The following is a 25892-nucleotide window of genomic DNA, read 5'->3' as shown; positions in this document are numbered from 1 at the left end:
TGGAATTAGTCGCTAGACATCTCATAAAGGCGATTTTGTAAAAACCTTTTTTTATCGTTAGTAGCCGCCCCTAAGAACTTTACTGCATCCCTGTAATAAGGAAGCAACACCTTTCGTTCGGCTTCGGCAACGATATTTCTCCATCTATCCGCCATCAAAATAGGATGCGACGCAGGATCACTTTGAAATTCTACGAATATCCAATTAAGAAGAAGCGCTAGCGAAACTGGTGGCAAAGGAATTCTGGGCTTCTCAAAACCAGGATACCAAGACGACAAATGTCGATCGAGATAGCCTGCATCGCGATGTGCCGGGCTAAGTTTTCCGCATATCTGCAAATGAACACTCGGCTTTGGCTCGTTACTGTTCCGGTAGCCAATAGGCTCGTAGTCGAAATGGAACTTTCTAATTAGCGGACTGCGAGCGGGCTCCGCGCCCTTACACAAAATCAAACTATATGAAGCATTGCTAATATTTCTCTTATTGGTAGCCTGATCCACTCTCGCGCCAATATCTATTCGGCGCTCGATCCTTTTCTCTTTCACATCAGCGCGCAGACGAATATTCAATTTGAATCCCAAATTGAAATTCATCGGCCCACCTTGCTTAGGAAGAAGTGCGAGCGCTCTTTTTGCAGCATTTTGCAGTTCACCCAGTCTTGCAAAAGCTCCTTGTTGGACAATGCAGTTAAGCGTGTCTCGCTCCAATTGACAGAGCTCAGCAATATTTTCGACCATTTTATTTTGCGGCTCTGGGCTTCAGAATCAACTGATCTTCGATTCCTGGCGTTGTCCCACGATCATTTGGATGAGGCTCGGCGAATTGCCTTCTCACCACTACATATTGAGCAGTACTTGTAACATCTGTCGCCGCCACGGCCTCGGGAGCAGGTTCCGCCGCACCAGAGATATAGCAAATACTGAAATCTCGTTTAGTTATCCCCGCGAGCTTGCGACCTAATGCTTGAGGCGCACTAAATCCACTCTCCTTGACGACTGTAAAGAGAATTCTTTGTAACTCACTTGCCCACCAGCGCGGCTCTGCCTCGGTCGAAAAAATACCTTTGTATTTTGCTTTCTCAAAAATATTCTCCACTTTCCCGAAGCCCTTCTCTGTCAGGCCCAGCAAAGTTGCGGCATGGAGGCGGTCGTACAAAAACCCGGGGCGTCCAATCAAAACTGAATTTATCCAGCGCCCAATACGATGCGGAGTGGTGGAGAATAATTTTTGACTTTGAAATTCTTCCGGCAGACAACGCTCAAGATCGGTTTTATCGCGACTAGGCGCTTTCAAGAGGCGTATAACATGCCCTCGAACATTCGGGTCATTAGTATGCAATTTCGGAAAATCGATGGCGATCGCAAAAATCTCCTCAATATTTCCATTCAAATCTTGATAGGAAAATATTGAAGTGAATTCAGAGATATCTTCTTGATCAAAATGCTTGGAATCTAGCATTCCCGTCACGCACACCATTGGAATATTAGGGAACGTGTTCCTTAATAAATTGGCGACCGACGACCCCTTAAGTTTGATCGCGAGTTGCAAATTGAAGACCTGGTCGATAATAAAAAGCTGAGGAGGCTTCACTCGAACACGTTCGACTAGCTTCTCCAACAAATCCAGGACATCGCCTTTTGCTTCAACAAATTCCAACTCCGCGGTTGTTTTTCCTGAGCCAGCCTCGATAACGGCGCGGTAGTCCTCCACCTTTGCCCTCAGATCGTCAATCCAGATGATTTTTATTTTCTTCATGGCAGGCTTACTTGCGCGCAAGTTTTCCAAGGTTCTGTAGTTTCTATAAATTTAATATCGCCGCCTCGCGAACGTGCGACATCTCGCGCAATAGGAAGTCCCAAACCACTTCCCGAGCCAAACATTGAGGCGTCCTCGGAATTAGCTCGCTCCTCGAGCTTGTCATACAGTTCCCCCGAGGGGTCTGAAATAAAAGGTGTAAATACCTCTTCAAAAAAAGTGGGGTCCAGTCCAACGCCTGAATCAAGAACTCTTAAAATCACTTGCTTTCCCTCGCGACGAGCTTGAAATGATATGAGCCGCGCATCGCGACCTGCAGCAATAACCGACTTTACTGAGTTGGATATTAAATTTAGCAAAATCGTGTAAATCTCACCTTCCATTATCGGTCCCACAGTCAAATCGGAAGGCACCTCATTATCCTTAATTTCAATTCCATAATTTGAAATCAACAACTGAAAGCATCCGACTGCCCTTGCAATTGTTGTTTTCAAATGGACATTGATTAGCTCATCCGATCGCCTAAATGAGCTCACAATCCCGGTCATACCCACCAAGTTATCGAATCGCTGTTTAGTGGAATCCAACTGGGTAGAAAGAGCCGTCAATTCTTTGACGTGTTTAGGCACAGATTTAGCAATCTGATTCAAGCGGGCCGACGCCGCACCGAGAGATCCCAAGACTGTTCTTACTTCGTGCGCGAAGAGAACTGTCAACGTCGATGCTGATGCGACCAAGCGAAGATGGCGAAGCTGTCGATGGCTGTCTAAGCTTTCGGTTTCTATCGCCTTTACAGTCCTAAATAGTGTTTCCTCAGTCTCTTGCTGCTCGCGTTCTGGCAATTCCTGAACGAGCCTCTTTATTTCGCTTCGAAGATAATTTGCGGCTTTAGGAACAACTTCTTCGCGTGGAACATCTAAATCAAGAAATGGTCGAATCGCATCGCGTGCTCTCTCCGCGTCTTCACTCTCTCGAATACGAATGTAGTGATCTCTATGGATGTTCGCCCAGTCAATTGCGAACCGTGCGAAGCTTCGCAATTGTTCGAAGGCGTCGTTCTCCACGAAACCTTGACGATCCAGTCGTGGAATAAGATTCTCAATTAGTGAGCTTACTTCTACTTGCCCGAGGTAATTTCTCATACCCAGCATATTTAGAAGCGTTCGACTCGCGTCGACTCGGTTCAGGCTAGCGGCAAATTCAAAAAGCTCACCATTCGGCTTCCCCAGTCTCTTTCCGCGATCTGCGTCGATGCCGAGCCAATCATCGCGTGGATCACCATATGGAAACATGCGAAATCCGTTAAATCGAACTTGCACACCGCCCCATATATCAACGATATCCGACAAAACGTAATTTGCCAAGATTTCCGGCCGACGCGCCTCATCTTTTCGAGTTGGCACGATACCGATTCGCAGTTCCGCTCCTTTTATTAGTGGGAACTTAATTTGACTGACAAGTTTTTTCGTCCCTCCCAAGCCTTTAGCATTCAATGAGCAACTAAGCTGACCATCTTTATCAACGCTCGCCACAAGCGTGCCCCAACAGCCATCAATAATCGACTCTCTCACGTCAATTGGTGTTCCCGACAGTTCAGGCGCCATCAATCCGACATTGAAACCTGGATCGTTTTTAAAACCTGGGCGCTGCGCCCCTCGGTTGCTAACCAATAAGGCCAATTGACGTTGCAAATAATTGAAGCCGCGAGTTTGCCATTCGTCAATCAGGCCATTTTCAATCTCCAGCCTCGTTCCCGTTTTCCCCACGCTTGAAATTGAAGTTGACCCAATGCAGGAAACTGATTCAACATCGACGCCTTCCACAAAATCTTGCCAATTAAAGACAATTTTTGTTTTCTGATAGGGAAATTCTTTATTGACTGAATCATCAAATGCGGTAGTCGTGAGCGTAAGCTTTAGCCCTAGTCGGCGACATGCAAAACGACCTACACCCTTCGAACCTGTTTTAAGCCGTCCATAAAGATCAGAAACCGGATTTGTCTTCTTATTCGATGTCCCGATCTTCATCCAATATTTTTTGACCTCATCCAAAGTCATACCCGCGCCATCATCTTCGACTGTGATGGTCGGTGCTCCAAGTTCTTGAGGCTCTATGCCAACTGAGACGTACGAAGCATCGGCGTCGTATGAGTTTTTGACAAGCTCCGAAAGGGCGACATGCACGGTCGAAACCAGCTTCTCGCCTAATTCCCCTAACAACGCACTGTCGACAGCAAATCGGAATGGCTGCTCTACAGGAGTATTTTTTGTTTCGCTTATCGGCATATTTATCGTCAGCAGATTTTTTCTCAGTGTATCTGCGCCAGCAACATATGGAAACTCTTCTAGAAGAGTCAGCCCATTCAGCACTGAGCCGAAAAGACTACCGCGCATTGAGGGATTGCACCCGAACAGAGGAGTGAGTATTCGAATTTATTATTGATTTGAATGCAAATATTTTCTGCTCAATCCCTCCTTAATCCGCAAAGATAACCGCAAGACACTCCTCCTCATCCCACAAGGAGTGCTCTCATGCCAATCGCCTTACTCGCGCTGACCCTCAGCGCCTTCGCCATCGGAACGACCGAGTTCGTCATCGTTGGCCTCCTCCCCACCGTCGCTGCCGACCTCGGCATCGGCCTTCCCTCCGCCGGCCTGCTGGTCAGCCTCTACGCGCTGGGCGTTGCCATTGGCGCGCCGGTGCTCACGGCCCTCACGGGCAAGCTGCCGCGCAAGGCGCTGCTGCTCGGGCTGATGGCGCTGTTCACGGTCGGCAACCTGCTGGCGTGGCAGGCGCCCAGCTATGAATCGCTGATTGCCGCCCGCGTGCTCACGGGGCTGGCGCACGGGGTGTTCTTCTCGATCGGTTCGACGATTGCCACCGGCCTGGTGCCGAAGGACAAGGCGGCGAGCGCCATCGCGATCATGTTCACGGGCCTCACGGTGGCGCTGGTTACGGGGGTGCCGCTGGGCACGTTCATCGGGCAGCACTTCGGCTGGCGCGAGACCTTTTTGGCGGTGTCGGCGCTGGGCGTGGTCGCCTTCATCGGCAGCTGGATCTTCGTGCCGGGCAACATCCGCCACACGCCGCCGGCCTCGCTGGCGCAACAAGCGAAGGTGCTGGCCGAGCCGCGCCTGCTGCTGGTGTATGCCAAGACGGCCATCGGTTACGGCGGCTCGTTCATTCCGTTCACGTTCCTGGCGCCGATCCTCACAGACGTGTCGGGCTTCAGCGCCGGCACGGTGGGCTGGGTGATGCTGGTGTACGGCATCTCGGTGGCGGTGGGCAACATCTGGGGCGGCAAGCTGGCCGACCGGCTGGGTCCGATTCCGGCGCTGAAGATCATCTTTGCGCTGCTGGCGGCCGTGCTGCTGGTCTTCAACTTCGCGGCGCCGCACAAGTGGCTGGCGCTGGTGGCGGTGCTGATGTGGGGCGCGGTGGCGTTCGGCAATGTGCCGGGGCTGCAGGTCTATGTGGTGAAACAGGCCGAACGCTTCACGCCGCAGGCGGTGGACGTGGCCTCGGGCCTGAACATCGCGGCCTTCAACCTGGGCATTGCAGGCGCAGCCTGGGCCGGCGGTTTGATCGTGTCGCACCTCGGGCTGATGCACACGCCCTGGATCGGCGCGCTGGTCGTGCTGGTGTCTCTCGCCCTCACGCAGTGGAGCGGATGGCTTGACGCTAACCCCCAGTCTTCGCGCACTTCGTGTCGCTTCGCCAACCCCCTTGCAGGGGGCAACGCCAGCGGCCCGGCAAAGCCGGTTCCGCGGCATTCCTCGAACTGAATCCATTCATCCCCAAGGACCCACATGACCACGAACAACATCCACACCCCCATTCCCGCCTTCGGCCTCGGCACCTTCCGCCTGCAGGGCCAGGTGGTGATCGACTCGGTGAAGAACGGCCTCGACCTGGGCTACCGCACGATCGACACAGCGCAGATCTACGGCAACGAAGCCGAAGTGGGCCAGGCCATTGCCGAAAGCGGCGTGGCCCGCAGCGAGCTGTTCATCACCACCAAGATCTGGACCGACCATTACGCGAAAGACAAGCTGGTGCCCAGCCTGAAAGACAGCCTCGCCAAACTGCGCACCGACCATGTGGACCTGACGCTGATCCACTGGCCCTCGCCCGGCAACGCGGTGCCGGTGGCGGAGTTCATGGGCGCGCTGGCCGAGGCCAAGGCGCTGGGGCTCACGAAGCAGATTGGCGTGTCGAACTTCAACATCGCGTTGATGCAGGAGGCCATTGCCGCCGTGGGCGCGCCAGCTATTGCCACGAACCAGATCGAGCTGCACCCCTACCTGCAGAACCGCAAGGTGGCGGCCTTCGCGCAGCGCCACGACATCCGCATCACCTCGTACATGACGCTGGCCTACGGCAAGGTGCTGAACGACCCGGTGATCGGCGCGATGGCCACGGCGCACGGTGCCACGCCCGCGCAAGTGGTGCTGGCCTGGGCGATGCAACTGGGCTACGCGGTGATTCCGTCGTCGACGAAGCGCGCGAACCTCGAAAGCAACCTGAAGGCGCAGCAACTGACGCTGACCGAGGCCGAGATGGCGCAGATCGCAGAGCTCGACCGCGGCGAACGGCTGACCGATCCGCAAGGGCTGTCGCCGGCGTGGGATTGAGGCTCTGGCGTCGGGCGTGAAGCTGCGCGGCAGAATGCAGCAACCCCTCGGGGCGCCACGACCGGCGCCCTCTTTCTTCTGCTTCTTCTCCCCTCGCCAGCCATGACCGATCTCCACACCCGCGTCTCCGACAGCTTCAACGCGCAGGGCCTGATGGCCACGCTCGGCGCGCGGCTGGTGCATGTGGGCGATGGCGAGGTGCACATCGAGATGCCGTTCTCGAAAGCGCTGTCGCAGCAGCGGGGCTATGTGCATGCGGGCGCGGTGACGAGCATCGTCGACAGCGCCTGCGGCTACGCAGGGCTCACGAAAGCGCCGCAGGGCTGCGACGTGGTGACGGCGGAGTTCAAGATCAACTTCATGCGACCCGCGCTGGGCGAGCGCTTCCTGGCGGTCGGCCGGGTGCAGAGTTCGGGCAAGCTGCTCGCGGTGTGCACGGGCGAAGTGCGCGCCTTCGCGAAGGCGGGCGACACGGACTACAAGGTGGTGGCGATGATGCAGGCGACCATCGTGAACGTGGCGCAGTAAGCGCGCGACCGCAGTCGTCGTCGCTTTGCGCGGCTACTCGCGCGGCGTGGCGGCTTTGCCGTGTTCTTCTTTTTGCTTCTGCTGCTCGGCGATCACCGCGCGGCACATGGCCTGCAGTTCCGCCGCGACGGCGTCCGGCGCCTTGCGCAGTTCGGCAATGTCGCGCTCACCGACGCAGTGGCCTTCGAGGCGAACGTAGATGCGATTGAAGTTGCTCCCGAGCGCGCCTGCAATGTCGCGCAGGCAATCGGCGACGCTGGCAAAGCCGGTGTGGCTGTAAGAGCTGGGCGGGATCACGCCCTTGGAGCGCGGCGCGCGCACGGAATACAGGTACGACGCGCCTTCAGAGCGCAGCTCCACCACGGGCTGCAGACCGCGCTGAACGTCGTCTTTTCCTTGCTTTCCTTGCATGGGGCGGAGTGTAAATCTGGCGCGGGCAGAATCAGCTGACCAGGCCGAAGGCCGCTTCGCGAGGGGTGGCACTTCTTCATTTTTGTCACGGCGCCGCGCTTGCATTGCAGCCGCCATTCACACTTTGGACCCATGGCCAATCGCTCTTACCTGTACAGCCTCAGCAACCGGCCCACGTCGTATGCGGACCGGCCCGAAACGATCTCGGGCGTGTCCGAGTGGAACTACGACGTGCCGTTCATGTACCGGCTGCTGATGTCGGGCGACCCGCAGCTGTGCGCGTCGCTGATCTCGGACGGGCTCGATGACGACGAGGCGGACGAGAAGGTGAAGCTGTACGCGATCAGCAGCAACTTCGAGCCGGGCTTTGCGCGGGTGAAGCGCTTCATCGACATCGTGAGGTTCCTGGCAACGCAGGCGCCATCGCCCGCCACGCCGTCCACGGCACCTGCTGCGGCGCCGAAGGCCCTGTCGCTGATCGACCGGATCAAGAGCCGGCTCTCGTCGGCCGCCGCATCGAAGGCGCCCCCTGCCGTTGCCGCGCCCGCCGCGACCACACCCGCGACGGGCTCGACGCAACTGCCGGGCTGGCTGGACGAGACCCTGGCTTTTCTTGAAGCCCACCGCGACACGCACCTGCTGCTGGAAACGGTCGAGCTCGACACCATGTCCGAATCGGAAGAAGGCCCGCTGCGGGCCTGCGTCGAACAGGAGCTCGCGCGCTGCCAGCAGGCCGGCGCCGCGCTCGATGCGTTGCCGCAAGACATTGCGGCGGCGGCGCAATTGCTGCGCGAGGCCGGTGCAACAAAGCAGGCGGCCCCGCTCGATGCCTTCTTCGGGCTGCGCTTCGACGACGACTGCGACAGCACGCGCAGCCGCGCGACGGAATATCCGCTGGGGCTGCAGTGGTCGGAGGTTCTGTACTTCGGCCTGTTCAACCGCGCCGAGTTCGAAGCGGCGCAGCGTGGCGACGCTGCGGCGGCATAGCACCTCGACATCGATCCCCTGTCTCAGGCCTTGCGGGTTTGGTCGATGGGGCACGGCGCGGGTGCAGCCTTCGCGTCGAAGAGGCCTGCGGTGGCGCTGGCGTAGCGGCGCGGGTCGAAGCGCAGCACGGCGGGCAACAGCAACACGGCAACCACGGCCAGATAGGCCCAGGCCATGGTGAAGCCGCCGGTCTGCTCGCGCACCCAGCCGGTGACGAAGGGCGCGAGCGCCGCGATCATGAAGCCCACGCCCTGCATGAAACCCGCGAGCGCGCCGGCCTGCGCGGGGTCGGGCCGATGGTCGAGCGCGAGCACCATGCACAGCGAGAACGCACCGCCCAGGCCGACGCCGAGCACGACGGCGACAGCGGCCGCCGGCACGGGCAACGCAAACCCGAGCGCCGCAAAGCCTGCGAGCTGCGCCAGCAGCGCACCGGCCAGCCAGGGCCGCAGGTCGCGCTGGCCGCCGCGCCGCGCGAGCGCCGGCAAGGTGAGCGCACCGACGACCTGCGCCAGCGTCATGAGCGCGAGCACGGCACCGCCCTGCTGCGCCGTCCAGCCGCGCTCGGCATGGAAGTAATGCGGCAGCCACGCGACGAGGCTGGTGTAGCCGCCGTTGATGAGGCCGAAGCACAGCGCCAGCAGCCACGCGCGGCGGTGGCCGAAGCAGCGCAGCCAGACACGGTCGAGCGAGGGGTCGGCGGTGCCGCGTGCGGATGACGATGCAGACGGCAGCTGCCGCGCACCGCGCAGCCACGCCACCAGCGCCACGACCGCGAGCACCGCCCACATCGCAAGGCCGGCGTGCCAGTCGAGCTGCGCATCGCCGCCCACTGCGCGCGCGAGCCACGGGCTGGCCATGGCGCCGAGCCCGCCGCCGCCCATGATGGCGGCCGAATAGAGCCCGGTCATGAGGCCGAGCCGCGCAGGGTAGGCCTGCTTGACCACGCCGGGCATGAGCGCCTGCACCAGCCCGACGCCCGCGCCCGCGAGCGCGGCGCTCCACAGCAGCGCCGCGGCACCACCCGCCACATAGCGGCCGGCGCAAGCCAGCGCGATCGCGCCGAGCCCGAGCGCGATGCCGCCGCGCGCACCCAGGCGCTGGCCCACGGCCGCGCCCGACAGCGACACGGCGCCCATCGCGAACATCGGCAGCACGGTGAGCAGCGCGACGGCGTGGAAGCCGATGCCGGTCGCGGCGCGGATCGGTTCGAGCAAGGGGCTGCTCGACGTGAGAAAGGCGCGCAGGTTGAGCGCGACCAGCACGACCACGCAGGCGAAGAAGACCGGGCCCGCGCCGTTGCGCGAGGGGACCGATACAGCAGATGCAGCGCGGCTCACGCGGGCACGGCGCCGGGCACGAGCGTGCCGTGGCGCGCGACCACGCGGCCGCCCGACACCACGAGCCGGCGCACGGGGCGGCTCACCACGGCCTGCGCGGTCGTTTGCGCGTCGACCAGCACGAGGTCGGCGCGGCAGCCCACGTCGAGCCCGTAAGCCGCAAAGCCGCAGCCGCGCGCGCCGGAGTGGGTGACGGTGTCGAGCGCCACGTCGAGCTCATCGTCGCGGCGCAGGTTGTAGCGCAGGCCGATGAGCATGGCGCGCTCGAGCATGTCGGGGTTGCCGTAGGGCGACCAGGTGTCGCGGATGCCGTCGTTGCCGCCGAGCACGGTGACGCCGGCCGCGCGGCACGCCAGGAGCGGCGGCACGCTGCGCGAAGCCGGCGCGCTGGTGACGAGCACCACGCCGAGCTTCGCCATGCGCGCGAGCAAGGCATCGCGCTCGCGTTCGCTGACGTCGCCCAGGCAGAAACCGTGGCTGATCGCGACCTTGCCCTGCATGCCGAGCGCCTCGGTGCGCTGCAGGATCAGGTCGAGCGAGAAGGCGCCCATGGCGCCGGGTTCGTGCAGGTGGATGTCGAGCGGGCGCTGGTGCTTGTGGGCGATGCCGAAGAGCACGTCGAGCGACTTCACGGGGTCGCCGTCGATGGCGCAGGGGTCGAGGCCGCCGAGCACGTCGGCGCCCATCGCCAGCGACTGGTCGAGCAGCTCGGCCGTGCCGGCGCGCCCGAGCAGGCCCGACTGCGGAAAGGCGACGACCTGGATCTGCTGCACCTCGCGCAGCGTCTCGCGCGTGCGCAGCGTGCCTTCGAGGTGGCGCAGGCCGGCCTGGGTGTCGACGTCGACATGCGTGCGCAAGCGCGTGGTGCCGAGCGCGAGAAAGGCCTTCGCGAGCACCAGCGACTGGGCGGCGGCATCGTGCCCGCTGGCGTGGCGGAAGGCGCGCTCGTTCTCGATCTTGTCGGTGAGGTTGGTGCCGACCTCGTTGCGGTACCAGTCCATGCCCCACATCGTCTTGTCGAGGTGGGTGTGGCCTTCGACGAGGCCGGGCAGCAGCAAGGCGCCCTCGCCTTCTTCGACGGTGGCACCGGCCGGTGCGGCGAGTGCGGTGCCGATCTCGGCAATGCGGCCGTCGTGCACGCGCACATCGACCGCGGAAGCACCCAGGGGGCGTACGTTGCGAAGCAACAGGGAAGGCATGTTCGAACTCATGGGGTTGTATTTTTGTCAACCATATCGAATTATTTTGGGACGCGCTGGAGCAGCGCGTGATCGCCGGTGCGGCGGCGGTGCAGGAAGCCGACCTGGCGGCGCTGCTGAACGGCGATGCGCGGCGCACACGCACGACCACTGACGCGCGCCGGAGTTCGTGCCGCCGCGCAAAACTTTTGCGCCCGCGCCCTGCTTTTTTACGCGGCCTTTAGACGCGCCCTTCTACGCTGCCGGCTCCTCCATCCGTTAGCGAATTCTTTCGATGAAACACCTCCTTCGCACCGCCTTGCCGGTGCTCGTTCTTCCCACGCTCATCGCCCTGCCCCTGCTCGCCAACGCGCAGCTCACGGGCAACGTGGCGCTGACCACGAACTACAAGTTCCGCGGCCAGGACCAGGACATGCTCGGCAAGAACGACCACGCCAAGACCCGAGGCCTCAAGCCCGCCGTGCAGGGCGGCTTCGACTACGCCTTCGGCGACAGCGGCTTCTACATTGGCAACTGGAATTCGAGCGTCAACTGGCTCCAGGGCAACAGCCTCGAAAGCGACCTGTACGGCGGCTACAAGTTCAAGGCCGGCCCGCTCGACATGGACGTGGGCGCGCTCACCTACATCTACCCGGGCAATTCGACGGGGAACACGACGGAGCTGTACGCCAGCGCGGGCTACACCGACGAAACCATCGGCTCGTTCACGCTGAAGTATTCGCACACGGTGTCGAAGGACTACTTCGGCTACGCCGGCGCCAAGACCGGCTCGGGCCGCACGGGCCGCAACACCGGCTACCTGAACCTGGCCTACAGCAAGGAGATCGTGCCCAAGGTCACGCTGAAAGCTGCGGTGGGCTACACGAACATGTCGAGCGACATCCGCAGCCTGGGCTACAGGAGCTACGTCGACTACAACGTCGGCGCCACCTACGACTTCGGCAGCGGCCTCACGCTCACGGGCTCGGTGCAGGGCGCGAACAAAAAGAGTTCGTACGTCTCAGTGGCCAACCCGGGCTACGACGTCGGTTTCGGCACCGTCGGCCAGACGACGTACTCGCCGAACAAGGCGCGCTTCATCCTGACGCTGACCAAGACGCTCTGATCAGTCGATGCTGATGTTCGCCGCCTTGGCGACTTCGGCCCACTTCACGCGGTTGGCGTGCACGGTCTTCTTGAACTGCGCGGGCGACTCGATGCGCACGGTGTTGCCCTGGCTCTCGAAGCGCTCGCGGATCTCGGGCTGCTCGAGCACCGTCTTCACGGCGGCATTGAGCTTGTCGACGATGTGCGCGTCGGTGCCCTTGGGCGCGAAGATGCCGAACCAGATCGCGCTGTCGAAGCCCTTGGTGCCCGGCAGGCCGCTGGAGGCGATGGTCGGCACCTCTTTCACGGCCGCCACCGCCGTGGCGGTGGTCACGCCCAGCAGGCGCACCTTGCCGGCCTTGTAGTGCGGCAGCACGGTCTGCACCTGGTTCATGATGCAGCAGGTTTCGCCGCGCACCACCGAGGTGATGGCCTCGGGGCCGCCCTTATAGGGCACGTGGACCATGTTCAGGCCCAGGCGCGAGTTGAACTCGGCAAAGGCCATGTGCGTGCCGGCGCCGTTGCCGGTGGAGGCGTAGTTGTACTTGCCGGGGTTGGCCTTCACCAGCTCGACGAACTCCTTGAGCGTGCGCACGTTGATCACGTCGGGGTTGATGGTGAGCACGTTCGACACGTCGAGCACGGGCGCCACGGGCACGAAGTCGGCCTCCACGTCGAAGGGCAGCTTCTTGTAGAGCGCCGCGTTGCTGCCGTGCGTGGCGGCGGTGCCGAACGAGAGCGTGTAGCCGTCGGGCTTGGCATGCGCGACGTACTCGCTGGCGATGTTGCCGGCCGCGCCCGACTTGTAGTCGATGATCACCGGCTTGCCGAGCTGGCGCGACAGCGGCTCCTGGATGGCGCGGGCCACCACGTCGACGCCGGAGCCGGCCGGGAAGCCCATGATCAGTGTGACGGGTTGTTGCGGCCAGTCGGGCTGGGCCAGCGCCAGGGTCGATGCGGCAGCGGTGCAGAGCAAGGCGCCGGCGGCCAGCAGGGCGCGACGCGAGAAGGGAGAATGGGCCATATCGGTCTTTCTTCGAGGCGGACGGTGCAGGCGCACATTGTGGCGCGCGGCTGATATCTGTTTGCACATGTGCTTATGCACCGCGCCCCTTGCCTCTCCATAATCGCTCCATGGTCCGCCCCACACAACAACTCCACGCCCATCGCGAGCCGGTGCCCGTGCGCGCCGCCGCCACCGTCCTGCTGCTGCGCGACACCGACGCCGGGCTCGAACTCCTCATGACCCGCCGCTCGGCCACCGCGAGCTTCGCGCCCGGTGCCTACGTTTTCCCGGGGGGGCACATCGACGCGGCCGACGCGGACGCCGCACGCATCGCAGCACGGCGCGCCACGCAAAGCACCACGCAGCACACGCAGGCCATCGCCGCAATTCGCGAGGCTTTCGAAGAACTCGGCATCCTGCTGGCCCGCCACGCCGACGGCCGCGCGGTGAGCGCCGACGAGGTCGCCGCGATGGACCGCAACGCCACCGCCGGCACGGCCTTCGCCGACCAGTGCGCGGCACGCGGCCTGGTGCTGTCGGCCGACGAGGTGTTCACCTTCGCGCACTGGATCACCGACCGCGACCTGCCCAAGCGCTTCGACGTGCCCTTCCTGGTGGCGCGCATGCCCGAGGGCCAAGTGCCCACGGCCGACGAGAGCGAACAGTTCGAGCCCTGCTGGGTGCGCCCGGCCGACGCGCTGGCGCGCCACGAGGCGGGCAGCTTCTTCATGATCTTCCCGACCATCCGCACGCTGCAGCGCATGGCGACCTACGCGACGGTCGATGCGGTGCTCGCGACCTGTGCGCCGGCGAGCGGTGCGGAAGAAAAGCCGCTGTGGACCAGCTGCCCGCGCGCCGGCCTGCTCAAGGGCGAAGATGCGCGCTACATGGAACACGAGTCGCCCTTCGGCGAACTCGCACTGGTGTGCCCCGACGGCCAGATCGCGCACACGCTCGACTGGCAGAGCACGCAGCCCGTGGCGCTGTTGAAGAACGTGCAGCGCCTCACCGCGCCGAACCCCAGCGCCATGACCGGCCCGGGCACCAACACGTACATCGTCGGCGACGCGGCCACGGGCTACCTCGTGATCGATCCGGGCCCGAACGACGCCACGCACCTCGCACGGCTGATCGAAGCCACGCAAGGCGACATCCGCCTCATCGTCTGCACGCACTCGCACGCCGACCATTCGCCGGGCGCCGCGCCACTGCAGGCGCTGTGCGCGGCAGAGCGCAAGCCGCCGATCCTCGGCCTGTCGTCCGCGCCCACGGCACGTTCCACCGCGCGCTTCAACGCCGAGCGCGAACTGGCCGACGGCGAACGGCTGGTGCTCTCGGGCACCGCGGCCGACGGCACGCCGCTCACGCACACGCTGCGCGCCATCCACACGCCCGGCCATGCGGCCAACCACCTGTGCCTGGTGCTCGAAGAAGACGGCCTGCTGTTCTCGGGCGACCACATCCTCAACGGCAGCACGACGGTGATCGATCCGCCGGACGGCGACATGACGGCGTATCTCGATTCGCTCGACAAGCTCGACGCAGCCTGCGCGGCCGGCGGCATCGACTTCATCCTGCCGGCGCACGGCTACGTGATCGGCTTTGCGCGCACGGCCATCGCGCACCTGAAGGCGCACCGCCTGAAGCGCGAGGCCAAGATCGCCGCCGCGATGCAGCGGCTGCCCGAAGGCACGCCCGAGCAGTGGCTGCCGCTTGCCTACGACGACGTGCCCGAGCGCATGTGGCCCGTGGCGGCGCGGTCGCTCGCGGCGCATGTCGCGCGTATCCGTCAACTGGCGGACGCGCGATGAACCGCTCGAACCGCCCCTCTGCTCCCGGCGACGAAGGCGTGCGCCTGGCCAAGCGCGTGGCCGCGATGGCCCAGGTGTCGCGCCGCGAGGCCGAACTGCTGATCGAGAACGGCGCGGTGCGCGTCGACGGCGTGCCCGCGCTGCTGCCGCAATCGCGCGTGCAGGCGCACCAGCAGGTCGAGATCGCGGCCGGCGCGCGGCCCGAGCCGATCGTGCCGGTGACGCTGGTGCTCTACAAGCCCGCCGGCATGCCGACCGACAACGCACACCAACTGCTGGTGGCCGCGAACCATCACGACCCCGAACGCGAGGGCCAGCGCTTTTTGCCGGCGCATGTGCGCGGACAGCGCTGCATGACGCCGCTCGAAACCGGCGCGAGCGGCCTCGTGGCCTATACGCAGGAGTTCCGCGTCGAGCGCAAGCTGCAGGAAGACGCGGGCATCCTCGAACATGAAGTGATGGTCGATGTGGCCGGCCCGGTCGGCCCCGAAGTGCTGGCGCGGCTGGAGCGTTCGCCTGCGCGCGTAAGCATCGGCCGACAGGCCGACGACCAGACCGGCCTGCGCTTTGCGCTGAAGGGCGCGCGACCCGGGCAGATCGCGAACATCTGCGACACCGTGGGCCTGCGCATCCTGGCGATGCGGCGCCTTCGCATCGGCCGCGTGCCGCTGGCCGGGCTGCAGCCGGGACAGTGGCGCTACCTGGCGCCGCACGAGCGTTTTTGACAAAGGACCGAGGCGACGAGGCAGCACCGCAAACTGCCCCTTGACGACAGCGGCCTCGCGCCGCACACGGGAGATTCCAGCACCATGAAGTTCGGCACACCGATCCGCACCCTGGCCTGCACCCTGCCGCTGACATTGCTGGCGGGCTGCAGCTACCTCACCGCCCTGCTGTTCCCCGACGCGCCGATCGGCGCGCCGGCCGCAGCGACGGCCACCCAGCCCACCGTGGTCTCGAAAGACGGCCTCGCGCCGATTACCGCGGTGCAGGTCGATCGCATCCGCGAGGCCGTCGGCGGCAAGCCCCCGAGCCCCGCGGTGGGCAAGGTGGTGGGAAGCGCATCGCCGACCATCGAATCCTTCTTGCGTACCGAAGGCTGCATCACGGCGCGCAACGGCGCGGTGCTGAACCCGTTCGCGGCGCCCGGCCGGCTGTTCGACGGCACGGGCTTCCAGGGCGGGCCGATGGCCGAGATGCAGTACCACGACAAGACCGCCTGCGTGACGGTGCAGCGCATCCAGAACTGGAAGCTGGTGTCGCCCCGGCTGCTGCGCTTCGAGGTGGTCTACGTGGGCGACGACGGCGAGGAGCGCGCCATCAAGCGCCACGAGCTGACGCGCCAGCCCAAAGGCGGCTGGCTGTTCACGCGCTGAGCGTCGTCGCAGGCGAGCAGCGCGTGCCGCTCAGCGGACGGTCGTGGCGGGCTTGCCTTGATCGCCTTGCGCGACCACGTCATCGGCCGGCTCCCAGCCACCGCCGAGCGCCATGAACAACACAACCTGGTCGTCGGCCAGCTGCGCCTCGCTGGCTGCCAATGCAGCGTCGGCGCCGGCCAGCGCGCGTTCGGCGTCGAGCGTGTCGAGGTAGGCGGTGCGGCCGTTGCGGTACAGCTGGCGTGCCTGCGCCGCGACCTTGGCGCTTTCGTCGCGCGAGGCCTGCAAGGCGGCGCGGCGGTCGAGCTCGCGGACGTAGGTGCCGAGCGCGGTCTCGGTCTCGCGCAGCGCGGTGAGCACAGTGCCGTCGAACTTCGCGAGCGCGGCGCGCGTGCCGGCTTCGGCCTGCGCGATGCGGGCCAGCGCGGCGCCGGTGTTGGGCACGGTCCACGAGATCAGCGGGCCGACGCTCCAGGCCAGCGTGTCCTGGCGGCCGAAGCCGGTGGCATGGCCGGCCGACGAGCCTGACAGGCCCAGCGTCACCTTCGGATAGAGATCGGCCGTGGCCACGCCGATGCGCGCGGTCGATGCAGCGAGGCTGCGCTCGGCCTGGCGAATGTCGGGGCGGCGGCGCAGCAGCGCGGCGCCGTCGCCCACTGGCAGTGCGCCGGCCACGCGCGGCGCCGTGGTGCAGTCGGCCACCTCGCGCGGAAAGTCTTGCGGCAGCGCGCCGGTGAGCGTGGCCAGGCGGTAGAGCGCGCCCTGGCGCTGGGCCTTCAGCGGCGGCAGCGCGGCATCGAGCTGCGCGAGCTGGGCACGTGCGCGGCCGGCATCGATGGCGCCGGCACGGCCCGCGCGCTGCAGGCGCTCGGTGACGTTCACGGCGTCTTGCTGCAGCGCGACCGACTTCTGCGCGATCTGCAGCCGCAGGCCCGCCGAGCAGGCCTCGGCGTAGGCCCGTGCGGTGCCCGCCGCGACGTTCACGCGCACGAGGTCGAGCGCGGCTTCGGCGGCCTGGCTGTTGGCGGCCGAGGCCTCGATGGCGCGGCGGATCTGGCCGAACAGGTCGACCTGGTACGACAGCGACGCACCCGCGCTGTAGTTGAAGGTGTTCGGCGGCTCGTAGCCCTTCTGCAGCAGCGACAGGCCCGAGACGTGGCCGAAGGACGGCCCGCCGTTCACGCCGATCGTCGGGTACTTCGCGCCGGCCACTTCGGTTTCGATGGCGCGTTCGCGCTCGAGGTTGGCCACGGCTTGACGCAGGTCGGTGTTGTGCGCGAGCGCCTGGGTGACGAGCCGGTCGAGCAGCGGATCGTGGTACAGGCGCCACCAGTGCGCGGGCAGCGGCGCGGCGTTCGCCGGTGCTTCGGCGAAAGGCCTGGCGGCAGCGGGCTGGCTGGCCAGTGCCTCGGGCGGCTGCTGGTAGTCGGGGCCGACCGCCGCGCAGGCCGCGAGTCCGGCCGCGAGGGCCAGCGAGGCCATGCGAAAGGCGAAGCGGGTCATGGCGTTTATCCCTTCTTCGGTGCAGCGTTGGTCCGGGCCGTGTCGCGCTCGAGGACCTGCACAGTCACCGTCTGGCCGGCCACGAGGCGCGCGCCGTCGGGCAGCGGGTCGAGCTTCACGCGCACCGGGATGCGCTGCGCGAGTCGCACCCAGTTGAAGGTGGGGTTCACGCTGGGCAGCAGGTTGGCGCTGGTGGAGCGGTCGCGGTCGGCAATGCCGGCGGCCACGCTGTCGACCGCGCCTTCGAGCACCGCGCCGCCGCCCATCGGCGTCACGCGCACGCGGTCGCCCAGGTGGATTCGCGGCAGTTTGGTTTCTTCGAAGTAGCCCTCGACGTAGAACGACTGCGCATCGACCAGCGCGAGCACCGGGTGGCCGGCCGCGGCGTAGCTGCCCTGGCGCAGGTCGAGGTTGGTGACGAGGCCGTCGGCCGGCGCGCGCACTTCGGCGCGCTGCAGGTTCAGGCGCGCCGAATCGAGCGCCACCTCGGCCTGCGCGACGGCAGCGTGTGCCTGCTCGACGCGGGCGCGGGTCTGTTCGCGCGACTCCTTCGACACCAGGTCGTCGAGCCCCGTGTTGCGCGCGTTCTCGCGCTGGGCCTGGGCGCTCACGGCGCGCTGCGCGGCGAGCGCGGCCTGCGCCTGGCGCACGGCGAGGTCGTAGCGCGCGCGGTCCACTTCGAACAGCAGCGTGCCGGCGGCGACGGCCTGGTTGTCGTGCACCGGCACGGCGGTGACGAGGCCCGAGACGTCGGGCGCAATCTGGACCACGTTGGCGCGCACGCGGCCGTCGCGCGTCCACGGCGCGAGTTCGTAGTGGTCCCACAGGCGAAAGCCTGCCCAGACGGCGGCGGCCACCACGGCCACGGTGAGAAGAACGCGCAGCAGGCTCTGGGCCCGGGGGTTGTCTGCGAAGGGGTTGGCTTTCATTGGAATCTCTGTGTCGTTTGGGTTGTCATTGCAGGCGTCATTGCAGGGGTGCCGTGAGCCGGCTCAGGCCGTACAGCAGCAGCAGGTACAGCGCCATGTCGAACAGCGCCGGGTGCCACACCCAGCGGTACAGGCCGGTGGCGGCGAGCAGCCGGCGCACGCCCCACAGGGCGAGCAGCGCGGCGGCGGCCAGCAGCATGAGCCAGGGCACGTAGAGCCCGTAGAAACTGGCTTCGCCGATCATGCGGAAGCTCCTTGCGGTGAAGAAGAAGACACGCCCGCCAGCGAAGGCGGCGCATCGGGGAACAGGTTGCGGCGCAGGCCGACCAGTGCGGTGACGGCGGCGCGCGACGCAGTGGAGGTGTCGCGCGCAGCGAGCACGGCGGCCAATGCTTCATCGATCTGCGGCAGCAATGCCGCCGGGCGCGGCGCCATGCGGCCTTCGCCGCGCTGCCGGAAGAAGCGCGCGATGCCGCCGAGCAGCGCGGCCGACGTGGCCATCGGCAGCTGGGCGCGCACGCGCTGCAGCACGGCGATGTCGGCGCCCATGCGCAGGTCGCGCAGCGCGTCGTTGGCGGCCACGCCCTCGACGGTGCCGCCGGCCTGCGCGATGCGCGGCGCCAGCAGGCCGATGCGGTCGAGCATGCGCACGGCGTAGGCGTCGCTCTGCGCGTACTGCGGCTGGGCGGACGCGGCCATGTCGCCGAGTTCGCGCCAGGTGGCGCGCTGGATGCGGCGTGCGCTCCAGTCGGCGCCCACCGAACGCACCAGCCGCGTGACGCGCGCGGCGACCACCACGCCGACGATCTGGCCGATCATGCCGTTGATGAAGCTCACGAGGTCGGCGCTGGCGGTGTCGTGCAGTGCGAGCGTGCCCGACACCCCGAAGACCAGCGCCATCGCGGCCATGAAGTGCGTCGGGCGCGGCAGGTACAGGCCCAGCAGCAGAAAGAGCGGCGCGCAGACCAGCGCGAGCATGCCGAAGTCCTGCACCGTGGGCATGAGCACGAGCACGTAGACGGCCGAGATCGGAATGGACCACAGCGTCCACTTCAGAAAGCCGTGCATCGCGGGCACGGGGTCGTCCATGGTGGCGAAGAAGCAGCAGAAGACGGCGGCCATCATGGTGGCGGCCGAGCCCATGGTCCAGCCCGTGAGGATCCAGAACGCGCCGCACACGCAGATGGCAATGACGGCGGCGAGCGCCGACAGCAGCGCCATGCCGTGGTCGCGGTGCATCGCGCGCTGGCCGAGCGCGGCCGTGCGGCGCAGCGGCGCGCCGCCCTTCAGGCCTTCGTCGATGTCGCGGCGCAACTGCGCGCAGGCGGTCCAGCCGTCGACCAGTTCTTCGAGCCGGCCCGCGAGGCCGATGCGCAGCGCGCGGGCCCACGGTGTGAGCGCTGCGTCTTGCGCGGTGCCCAACGCGCCGATCGCCTGGCGCAGCGCCTGCAGGCGGGCCGACGCGTCGATGGCCAGGTCGCTTTCGTCGCGCAGCCATTGCGCGGCCAGCGCCAGCACGGCGGTGACGTCAGCCGCGAGGCGGCCTTCGGCCTGCGCCAGCGCCTGCAGCCGGTCTTCGACGGCCGACAGCGCGGGCGTGAGCGCCGCCACGCGGTCCTGCATGGCGCGGATTGCGCCGGCGGTCCAGCGCAGGTGCGTGGTGTCGAAGGGCACGTGGGTCGAGAGCAGGCGCAGCTGCGTGATGTCGCCCGCGAGGCGGCGGCGGTCGTCGTCCAGGCGCTGGGGGGCGGCGTTCGTGGGGGCGCTGCGGTCGCCCGGCTGGAACAGGTCGCCGATCCATTGGCGCGCGTCTTTCAACGTGCGGTCGAGCAGGCCCAGCACGGTGGGCGCCAGCCCCGTGGGCAGCACGAGGCTGTGGACCAGCGTGGCGCAGAAGATGCCCAAGCCGATTTCTTCCACGCGCGCCACGGCCGTGTCGAACAGCACGAGCGGCGTCTGCACCGACGGAAAGCCGATCAGCGCCGCCGTGTAGCCCGCGAGCATGAAGACGTACGAGCGCGGCGTGCGGTCGAGCAGCGAGATGTACAGGCACAGGCCCACCCACAGCGCGAGCACGAGCGTGAGCAGTTCGGGCGCGTTGGACAGCGCGGGCACGAGCAGCACCGTCGCCGTGCTGCCGATCAGCGTGCCGACGAAGCGGAACACCGCCTTGGAGCGCACGGCGCCGGCCAGCGGGTGGGCGACGACGTAGGTCGTCATCAAGGCCCAGAAGGGGCGCGGCAGGCCGGCGCGGCTCGCCAGGTACATCGCGAGCATCGCGGCGGCGAAGCTCTTGACGGAGAACAGGACTTCCGCGCGGGTGAAGCGCGGCAGGCGCAGCGCAGTCATCTACCTGCGGCCTTCCTGCGCGGCCAGCGCGTTGCGGCCGAGCCGCTCCTCGAGCGTGCCGAAGACGCGCAGGCACGCGGCGATGTCGTCGTCGGCGATGCCTTCGAACAGCGTGTTGCGCATCTGGCTCAACGCGGCCTCGAGGGTGGCGCACGCGGTCACGCCCGCGGGCGTGAGGTGCAGCGTCTTGGCGCGGCGGTCGGCCGGATCTTCCATGCGCTGCACGAGGCCCGCCTCGACCAGCTGATCGACCGAGCGAACCAGCGACGGCCCCTCGATGCCCAGCACCGAGGCCAGCATGCCCTGGCGCATGCCGTCGCCCATGCGGCCGATCATCACGATCGGCCAGGCCAGCGTCTGCGACACGCCGACGTGGGCCACCGCCTTGTCGGCCGCGGCGCGGTAGGCGCGCTGCAGCGTGGAGAACGACATGCCAAGGTGCATGAGCGCGTGCTCGCGGGTCTGGGAGTGGTTGTGGTCGGTCACGTCGGATAGCAATTAGTTAGCTTGCTATCTATTATACGGGTAACTACCAATCCGTGCAGCGGCCACGCGCGCGCCCGCCTGGGGCGCCGGCGACCGGGAAAAACAAAAGGGGAAAGAAGAAAAGTGTGAAGCTCGCCGATAAGCCGGATTCTGTGCACCGGAACCCTCTTGCGAAGATTCCGGCGTGACCGCCATTACTCTGGGCCGTTTGTCGCCAAACGGCTCGATGCCACCTACCCGCCAGCTCAGCGGAACCACCTCGATACTGGCCTACTTGGTGTTGCTGCGCGCAGAGATTGCCCGTTTCACCCGAACTTAATCGGCTCGTCTCTGTTGCTCTGATCCTCACCTCACGGTGGAGAGTCGTTAACTCCTGCGCTGTCCTGTGCAGTCCGGACGTTCCTCCAGTGCGATCTTTCGACCCGATGCTGTTGCCCGAAGGCAGAGCGTCGTCCCTTTCGGGCTTGCACCAGCGGCGGTCTGGCGTGCTTCACGGCGCGATTATCGCCCGGCGCGCGATGACCCTTCGGGCGATGCCGCGATCGTCAGCCCGGCGCCTCGTGGTCGCCGGCCTGCAGCAGGCCCAGTTTGCGCAGCGCCCGGTGGAAGTTGCTGCGGTCCATGCCGGCTTCGCGCGCGGCGCTGGCCACGCGGCCGCCGTGGCGGGCGAGGACGTCCGAAAGCCAGGCGCGCTGGAAGGCTTCGGTCGCTTCGCGCAGCGTGCCGCCCGCGGTGGCAAGCGCTGCGGGTTCGCTCGCCCTGGCCTGCGCAGGCGCCGCCACGGGCGCTGTCGAGGCGGCGGTCTCCAATGCCAGATGGTGCGGTTCGATGGCCGTCCAGCGCGAACCCCGCGGCTGTTCCCTGAATGCCCGCAGCGACGCACGGCTGATCACATGCTCGAGCTCTCGCACATTGCCCGGCCAGCCGTGCGCCAGCAGGGCGGCCTTCGACGCCGGCGAGAGCCGCAGGTTGCGCGCGCCCAGCCGATGCTGGTTCTCCTCGAGAAAGCTGCCGGCGAGCACGAGCACGTCGCGCCCGCGTTCGCGCAGCGGCGCGACGACGAGCGGATAGACCGACAGCCGGTGGTACAGGTCGGCGCGAAACCGGCCCTGCGCAATCGCTGCGGGCAGGTCGCGGTTGGTGGCCGCGATCACGCGCACGTCGACCTTGCGCATGCGGTCGCTGCCGGGCCGCTGCACCTCGCCGCTCTGCAGCACGCGCAGCAACTTGGCCTGCACGCTCAGCGGCAGTTCGCCGACCTCGTCGAGAAAGAGCGTGCCGCCGTCGGCGATCTCGAACTTGCCGTCGCGGTCCTGCACGGCGCCGGTGAACGCGCCGCGCTTGTGGCCGAAGAGTTCGCTGTCGGCCAGCGTCTCGGGCAGCGCCGCGCAGTTGACCTGCACCAGCGGCTGCTCGCTGCGGCGAGAGCGCGCATGCAGGCGTTGCGCGACCAGGTCCTTGCCGACGCCGGTTTCGCCGAGCAGCAGCACCGTCAGGTCGGACACGGCGACGGTGTCGATCTCGTCGCACAGCTGCTTCATCGCCGGGCTGCCGCCCAGCAGCTCGCGGGGCGCGCCGCGACCTGCGCGCAGGGCCTGTGCGACGGCCTGCTCGCGCATCGCGCGCGCCTGCATCTCGCGGATCGTGTGGGCGGCCTCGATGCCGGTTTCGACGAGGGCGACCAACGCCTCCATCTGCGCCGGGCTCACGGCATCGAAGGCGTGCGGCTCCAGCGCATCGAGCGTGAGCAGGCCCCAGAGGGTGCCGCGCAGGCGCAGCGGCGCGCCCATGCAATCGTGCACCGGCAGGATGCCCGGCTGGCCGGCGACGAGGCCGTCGTACGGGTCGGGCAGGTTGCTGTCGTGCGCGAAACGCAGGCCGCGTTCGCTGGCGAGCAGGCGCGCAAAACGCGGATGGGCGGCGACGGGAAACTGGCGCCCGAGGGTTTCATCGCTCAGGCCGTCGACCGCGACGGGCTTCAGCACGTCGACGTCGAGCTGCAGCAGTGCGGCGGCGTCGCAACGGACCAATCCGCGCGCGGCGGCGAGCAGCGAGCGGTAGCGGGCGGCCTCCGGTTCGGGCTCGGTGGTCGAATCGACACGGTTTGCGGTCATATGTACAACGCTGGATTTGTTGTTAATTTGACCACGCCCGATAAATCCCCAATGGCGTCAAGCACTTGCAGCGGCCTTCCGACTGGCACGGATCGTGAGAAGACAAAGGCATCTCAACAGAGGAAGCGCCAGACCATGAACCCGCAAACCATCGCCATCGTCAAGTCCACCGTGCCCGCGCTGAAGGCCCACGGCGAGGCCATCACCAGCCACTTCTACAAGATCATGTTCGAGGGCCATCCGCAGGTGAAGGCCTTCTTCAACGAAGCGCACCAGGCCGCCGGCACGCAGGCGCGCGCGCTGGCGGGTGCGGTCATCGCCTATGGCGCGCACATCGACAGGCTGGACGAGATCGCCGGCGCCCTGCCCCGCATCATCCAGAAGCACGCAGCGCTGGGCGTGCTGCCCGAGCACTACCCGATCGTCGGCCACTACCTGCTGCGCGCCGTGAAAGAGGTGCTCGGCGATGCCGCGACCGATGAAGTGATTGCGGCGTGGGGCGAGGCCTACGAATCGCTCGCGGGCCTGCTCATCGCCGCGGAAGAAGCCGTCTACAGCGCCAACGCGACGCAACCCGGCGGGTGGCGCGGCACGCGCGCGTTCCGCGTGGCGCGGCGCGAAGACGAGAGCGAGGTCATCACCTCGTTCTACCTGGAGCCCGTGGACGGCGGCGCGCTGCTGGCCTTCTCGCCGGGGCAGTACCTCACGCTGGTGCTGGAGATCGACGGCCAGCCGGTGCGGCGCAACTACTCGCTGTCCGACGCGCCCGGCAAGCCGTGGTACCGCATCAGCGTGAAGAAGGAAGAAGGTGGCCGCGCCTCGAACTGGCTGCACGAGGCTGCCGTGGTCGGCACGCATCTGCAGGTGCAGGCACCGTGCGGCGACTTCGTGCTGCAGCCCGCGGGCGAGCAGGCGCGCCCGCTGGTGCTGGTGACGGGCGGCGTGGGCATCACGCCCGCGATGAGCATGCTTGAATCGATGGCGCACACGGGCCGGCCGGTGCACTTCGTCCACGCGGCGCGGCACGGCGGTGCGCATGCGTTCCGCGCCCGCGTCGACGCGCTCGCGCAGCGGCATGCGAACGTGAAGCCGCTGTATGTCTACGACGCGCCGCGCGACACCGACACGCCGCACGCGACCGGTTTCGTCACCCGCGAGCTGCTGGCCGGGGTGTTGCCAGAAGACCGCGACGTCGACCTGTACTTTCTCGGGCCGAAGCCTTTCATGAAGGCGGTGTATGCCAACGGGCTGGCGCTCGGCGTGCCGAAGCAGCAGCTTCGCTACGAGTTCTTCGGGCCGCTGGAGGCGCTGGAAGCCTGAGCACAGGAAAACCCGCAACACCCTCGCGCTGAAACGGTCGCGGGCTGGTCTCACAATGCGCGCTGTCCGTCCGACAAACGCATTGATCCAAGGAGATTCCATGAAGGCCCAGAACATCCTCCAGACCATCGGCAACACGCCGCACATCCGCATCAACCGCCTGTTCGGTACCGCGAAGCAGCAGGTCTGGATCAAGTCGGAGCGCGCCAACCCCGGCGGTTCGATCAAGGACCGCATCGCGCTCGCGATGGTCGAAGACGCGGAGAAGAGCGGTGCGCTGAAACCCGGCGGCACGATCGTCGAGCCGACCTCGGGCAACACCGGCATCGGCCTGGCGATGGTCGCGGCCGTCAAGGGCTACAAGCTGATCCTGGTGATGCCCGACAGCATGTCCATCGAGCGCCGCCGCCTCATGCTGGCCTACGGCGCCACCTTCGACCTCACGCCGCGCGCCGGCGGCATGAAGGCCTCCATCGCCCGCGCCGAGGAAATCGTGGCCGGCACGCCCGGCGCGTGGATGCCGCAGCAGTTCAACAACCCCGCGAACGTCGACGTGCACGTGCGCACCACGGCCGAGGAGATCGCGGCCGACTTTCCCGAGGGCATCGACGTGCTCATCACCGGCGTGGGCACGGGCGGCCACATCACAGGCGTGGCGCGGGTGCTCAAGAAGAAGTGGCCCAAGCTGCAGGTGTTCGCGGTGGAGCCGGTGGCCTCGCCCGTGATCTCGGGCGGCGCGCCGGCGCCCCACCCCATCCAGGGCATCGGCGCGGGCTTCATTCCGAAGAACCTCGACACCTCGCTGCTCGACGGCGTGCTGCAGGTCGACGCCGAACCGGCGCGCGAAATGGCGCGCCGCTGCGCGGTCGAGGAAGGCATCCTGGTCGGCATCTCGTCGGGCGCGACGCTCGCGGCCATTGCGCAGAAGCTGCCCTCGCTGGCACCCGATGCGGTGGTGCTGGGCTTCAACTACGACACGGGCGAGCGCTACCTCTCCGTAGAAGGCTTCCTGCCCGCTTGACGCAGCTACAAGTTTCATAGCGCCACGGGCGCTTAAA

At 65.9% G+C, this 25892-nt stretch carries 23 protein-coding genes and 1 other RNA gene; 10 read left to right on the top strand and 14 right to left on the bottom strand.

All coding sequences use genetic code 11. The features are described from left to right. Window positions 1–5 precede the first annotated feature (5 nt). The 3 genes from RZE79_RS04045 to RZE79_RS04035 are packed head-to-tail and all read right to left on the bottom strand — an operon-like array spanning window position 6 to window position 4148. Window positions 6–737: a hypothetical protein gene (locus tag RZE79_RS04045; RefSeq protein ID WP_319359127.1), complete on the bottom strand. Its 732-nt coding sequence runs from the start codon at window positions 735–737 to the stop codon at window positions 6–8. Between the two features lies 1 nt (window position 738). Next, window positions 739–1755: a hypothetical protein gene (locus tag RZE79_RS04040; protein ID WP_319359126.1), complete on the bottom strand. Its 1017-nt coding sequence runs from the start codon at window positions 1753–1755 to the stop codon at window positions 739–741. Beyond that, on the bottom strand, window positions 1752–4148 hold the full coding sequence (locus RZE79_RS04035; RefSeq protein WP_319359125.1) for a sensor histidine kinase: 2397 nt from the start codon (window positions 4146–4148) through the stop codon (window positions 1752–1754). The genes RZE79_RS04040 and RZE79_RS04035 overlap by 4 nt, the downstream gene beginning before the upstream one ends. A 138-nt stretch (window positions 4149–4286) precedes the next feature. Here RZE79_RS04035 and RZE79_RS04030 point away from each other — a divergent pair, with 138 nt between their 5' ends. The 3 genes from RZE79_RS04030 to RZE79_RS04020 all read left to right on the top strand — a co-directional run bounded on the left by RZE79_RS04030 (window position 4287) and on the right by RZE79_RS04020 (window position 6917). Beyond that, window positions 4287–5540: an MFS transporter gene (locus RZE79_RS04030; protein ID WP_319359124.1), complete on the top strand. Its 1254-nt coding sequence runs from the start codon at window positions 4287–4289 to the stop codon at window positions 5538–5540. Window positions 5541–5564: 24 nt separating this feature from the next. Then, window positions 5565–6389 carry a 2,5-didehydrogluconate reductase DkgB gene (dkgB, locus tag RZE79_RS04025; protein ID WP_319359123.1) on the top strand — a complete coding sequence of 275 codons (825 nt, stop codon included), beginning with the start codon at window positions 5565–5567 and terminating at the stop codon, window positions 6387–6389. A 102-nt stretch (window positions 6390–6491) separates the two neighbouring features. Beyond that, window positions 6492–6917 carry a PaaI family thioesterase gene (locus RZE79_RS04020; protein WP_319359122.1) on the top strand — a complete coding sequence of 142 codons (426 nt, stop codon included), beginning with the start codon at window positions 6492–6494 and terminating at the stop codon, window positions 6915–6917. Between the two features lie 33 nt (window positions 6918–6950). On the opposite strand, the gene RZE79_RS04015 is transcribed toward RZE79_RS04020, so the two are convergent. Continuing rightward, a complete protein-coding gene (locus tag RZE79_RS04015) occupies window positions 6951–7328 on the bottom strand; it encodes a hypothetical protein (RefSeq protein WP_319359121.1) in 378 nt (125 codons plus the stop codon). A gap of 132 nt (window positions 7329–7460) precedes the next feature. Between RZE79_RS04015 and RZE79_RS04010 the strand changes: the two genes are divergently transcribed. After that, window positions 7461–8315, top strand: coding sequence for a hypothetical protein (locus tag RZE79_RS04010; RefSeq protein WP_319359120.1), 855 nt, complete (start codon window positions 7461–7463; stop codon window positions 8313–8315). 23 nt (window positions 8316–8338) lie between these two features. On the opposite strand, the gene RZE79_RS04005 is transcribed toward RZE79_RS04010, so the two are convergent. After that, the gene (locus tag RZE79_RS04005) at window positions 8339–9655 is read right to left on the bottom strand and encodes a cyanate transporter (RefSeq protein WP_319359119.1); all 1317 of its coding nucleotides are present in this window, start codon (window positions 9653–9655) and stop codon (window positions 8339–8341) included. Next, on the bottom strand, window positions 9652–10854 hold the full coding sequence (locus tag RZE79_RS04000; protein ID WP_319359118.1) for an amidohydrolase family protein: 1203 nt from the start codon (window positions 10852–10854) through the stop codon (window positions 9652–9654). The genes RZE79_RS04005 and RZE79_RS04000 overlap by 4 nt, the downstream gene beginning before the upstream one ends. Before the next feature lie 274 nt (window positions 10855–11128). Between RZE79_RS04000 and RZE79_RS03995 the strand changes: the two genes are divergently transcribed. Then, on the top strand, window positions 11129–11959 hold the full coding sequence (locus RZE79_RS03995; protein ID WP_319359117.1) for a TorF family putative porin: 831 nt from the start codon (window positions 11129–11131) through the stop codon (window positions 11957–11959). Here the strand turns inward: RZE79_RS03995 and RZE79_RS03990 are convergent, their stop codons facing one another. Continuing rightward, on the bottom strand, window positions 11960–12964 hold the full coding sequence (locus RZE79_RS03990; RefSeq protein WP_101491235.1) for a tripartite tricarboxylate transporter substrate binding protein: 1005 nt from the start codon (window positions 12962–12964) through the stop codon (window positions 11960–11962). A 110-nt stretch (window positions 12965–13074) separates the two neighbouring features. On the opposite strand from RZE79_RS03990, the gene RZE79_RS03985 reads away from it, so the two are divergent. The 3 genes from RZE79_RS03985 (at window position 13075) to RZE79_RS03975 (ending at window position 16133) form a co-directional block, all read left to right on the top strand. After that, window positions 13075–14757 (top strand): MBL fold metallo-hydrolase, encoded by a 1683-nt coding sequence (locus tag RZE79_RS03985; RefSeq protein WP_319359116.1) that lies wholly within the window; start codon window positions 13075–13077, stop codon window positions 14755–14757. Next, window positions 14754–15482: a S4 domain-containing protein gene (locus tag RZE79_RS03980; protein ID WP_319359115.1), complete on the top strand. Its 729-nt coding sequence runs from the start codon at window positions 14754–14756 to the stop codon at window positions 15480–15482. Before RZE79_RS03985 ends, RZE79_RS03980 begins: the two co-directional genes overlap by 4 nt. Window positions 15483–15566: 84 nt before the next feature. Continuing rightward, window positions 15567–16133 (top strand): hypothetical protein, encoded by a 567-nt coding sequence (locus RZE79_RS03975; RefSeq protein WP_319359114.1) that lies wholly within the window; start codon window positions 15567–15569, stop codon window positions 16131–16133. A 30-nt stretch (window positions 16134–16163) separates the two neighbouring features. Here RZE79_RS03975 and RZE79_RS03970 read toward each other — a convergent pair whose 3' ends face one another. The 7 genes from RZE79_RS03970 to norR all read right to left on the bottom strand — a co-directional run bounded on the left by RZE79_RS03970 (window position 16164) and on the right by norR (window position 23514). Then, a complete protein-coding gene (locus RZE79_RS03970; protein WP_319359113.1) occupies window positions 16164–17636 on the bottom strand; it encodes a TolC family protein in 1473 nt (490 codons plus the stop codon). Window positions 17637–17641: 5 nt separating this feature from the next. Next, a complete protein-coding gene (locus RZE79_RS03965) occupies window positions 17642–18565 on the bottom strand; it encodes an HlyD family secretion protein (RefSeq protein ID WP_319359112.1) in 924 nt (307 codons plus the stop codon). Window positions 18566–18602: 37 nt separating this feature from the next. Next, entirely contained in the window at window positions 18603–18809 is a 207-nt protein-coding gene (locus RZE79_RS03960; protein WP_319359111.1) for a DUF1656 domain-containing protein, read from the bottom strand. Beyond that, window positions 18806–20914, bottom strand: a complete 2109-nt coding sequence (locus tag RZE79_RS03955) for an FUSC family protein (protein WP_319359110.1) — start codon at window positions 20912–20914, stop codon at window positions 18806–18808. Before RZE79_RS03955 ends, RZE79_RS03960 begins: the two co-directional genes overlap by 4 nt. After that, window positions 20915–21358: a MarR family transcriptional regulator gene (locus RZE79_RS03950; protein ID WP_319361083.1), complete on the bottom strand. Its 444-nt coding sequence runs from the start codon at window positions 21356–21358 to the stop codon at window positions 20915–20917. 165 nt (window positions 21359–21523) lie between these two features. After that, an RNA gene (rnpB, locus tag RZE79_RS03945) (RNase P RNA component class A) lies at window positions 21524–21892 on the bottom strand. Window positions 21893–21945: 53 nt separating this feature from the next. Beyond that, entirely contained in the window at window positions 21946–23514 is a 1569-nt protein-coding gene (gene norR / locus RZE79_RS03940; RefSeq protein ID WP_319359109.1) for a nitric oxide reductase transcriptional regulator NorR, read from the bottom strand. Window positions 23515–23649: 135 nt separating this feature from the next. Here norR and hmpA point away from each other — a divergent pair, with 135 nt between their 5' ends. After that, on the top strand, window positions 23650–24834 hold the full coding sequence (gene hmpA, locus RZE79_RS03935; RefSeq protein WP_319359108.1) for an NO-inducible flavohemoprotein: 1185 nt from the start codon (window positions 23650–23652) through the stop codon (window positions 24832–24834). 100 nt (window positions 24835–24934) lie between these two features. Next, window positions 24935–25855, top strand: a complete 921-nt coding sequence (gene cysK, locus RZE79_RS03930; RefSeq protein ID WP_319359107.1) for a cysteine synthase A — start codon at window positions 24935–24937, stop codon at window positions 25853–25855. Window positions 25856–25892: the final 37 nt, after the last annotated feature.

Origin of the sequence: Variovorax sp. EBFNA2 (genome assembly GCF_033802765.1) — a bacterium.
Classification (GTDB): Bacteria; Pseudomonadota; Gammaproteobacteria; order Burkholderiales; family Burkholderiaceae_C; genus Variovorax; species Variovorax paradoxus_H.
Note: the sequence above shows the minus strand (reverse complement) of the source record. Positions and strands in the feature narration are given on the sequence as shown.

What these genes read in the sequence shown, in the direction of transcription:
- RZE79_RS04030 (WP_319359124.1), top strand. Translation starts at nt 4,287, where the DNA reads ATGCCAATCGCCTTACTCGCGCTGACCCTCAGCGCCTTCGCCATCGGA.
- RZE79_RS03960 (WP_319359111.1), bottom strand. Translation starts at nt 18,809, where the DNA reads ATGATCGGCGAAGCCAGTTTCTACGGGCTCTACGTGCCCTGGCTCATG.
- RZE79_RS03985 (WP_319359116.1), top strand. Translation starts at nt 13,075, where the DNA reads ATGGTCCGCCCCACACAACAACTCCACGCCCATCGCGAGCCGGTGCCC.
- hmpA (WP_319359108.1), top strand. Translation starts at nt 23,650, where the DNA reads ATGAACCCGCAAACCATCGCCATCGTCAAGTCCACCGTGCCCGCGCTG.
- RZE79_RS03980 (WP_319359115.1), top strand. Translation starts at nt 14,754, where the DNA reads ATGAACCGCTCGAACCGCCCCTCTGCTCCCGGCGACGAAGGCGTGCGC.
- RZE79_RS04000 (WP_319359118.1), bottom strand. Translation starts at nt 10,854, where the DNA reads ATGCCTTCCCTGTTGCTTCGCAACGTACGCCCCCTGGGTGCTTCCGCG.
- RZE79_RS03970 (WP_319359113.1), bottom strand. Translation starts at nt 17,636, where the DNA reads ATGACCCGCTTCGCCTTTCGCATGGCCTCGCTGGCCCTCGCGGCCGGA.
- RZE79_RS04045 (WP_319359127.1), bottom strand. Translation starts at nt 737, where the DNA reads ATGGTCGAAAATATTGCTGAGCTCTGTCAATTGGAGCGAGACACGCTT.
- RZE79_RS03965 (WP_319359112.1), bottom strand. Translation starts at nt 18,565, where the DNA reads ATGAAAGCCAACCCCTTCGCAGACAACCCCCGGGCCCAGAGCCTGCTG.
- cysK (WP_319359107.1), top strand. Translation starts at nt 24,935, where the DNA reads ATGAAGGCCCAGAACATCCTCCAGACCATCGGCAACACGCCGCACATC.
- dkgB (WP_319359123.1), top strand. Translation starts at nt 5,565, where the DNA reads ATGACCACGAACAACATCCACACCCCCATTCCCGCCTTCGGCCTCGGC.
- RZE79_RS03950 (WP_319361083.1), bottom strand. Translation starts at nt 21,358, where the DNA reads ATGCACCTTGGCATGTCGTTCTCCACGCTGCAGCGCGCCTACCGCGCC.
- RZE79_RS04040 (WP_319359126.1), bottom strand. Translation starts at nt 1,755, where the DNA reads ATGAAGAAAATAAAAATCATCTGGATTGACGATCTGAGGGCAAAGGTG.
- RZE79_RS03955 (WP_319359110.1), bottom strand. Translation starts at nt 20,914, where the DNA reads ATGACTGCGCTGCGCCTGCCGCGCTTCACCCGCGCGGAAGTCCTGTTC.
- RZE79_RS04015 (WP_319359121.1), bottom strand. Translation starts at nt 7,328, where the DNA reads ATGCAAGGAAAGCAAGGAAAAGACGACGTTCAGCGCGGTCTGCAGCCC.
- RZE79_RS04020 (WP_319359122.1), top strand. Translation starts at nt 6,492, where the DNA reads ATGACCGATCTCCACACCCGCGTCTCCGACAGCTTCAACGCGCAGGGC.
- RZE79_RS03995 (WP_319359117.1), top strand. Translation starts at nt 11,129, where the DNA reads ATGAAACACCTCCTTCGCACCGCCTTGCCGGTGCTCGTTCTTCCCACG.
- RZE79_RS03975 (WP_319359114.1), top strand. Translation starts at nt 15,567, where the DNA reads ATGAAGTTCGGCACACCGATCCGCACCCTGGCCTGCACCCTGCCGCTG.
- RZE79_RS03990 (WP_101491235.1), bottom strand. Translation starts at nt 12,964, where the DNA reads ATGGCCCATTCTCCCTTCTCGCGTCGCGCCCTGCTGGCCGCCGGCGCC.
- norR (WP_319359109.1), bottom strand. Translation starts at nt 23,514, where the DNA reads ATGACCGCAAACCGTGTCGATTCGACCACCGAGCCCGAACCGGAGGCC.
- RZE79_RS04010 (WP_319359120.1), top strand. Translation starts at nt 7,461, where the DNA reads ATGGCCAATCGCTCTTACCTGTACAGCCTCAGCAACCGGCCCACGTCG.
- RZE79_RS04035 (WP_319359125.1), bottom strand. Translation starts at nt 4,148, where the DNA reads ATGCGCGGTAGTCTTTTCGGCTCAGTGCTGAATGGGCTGACTCTTCTA.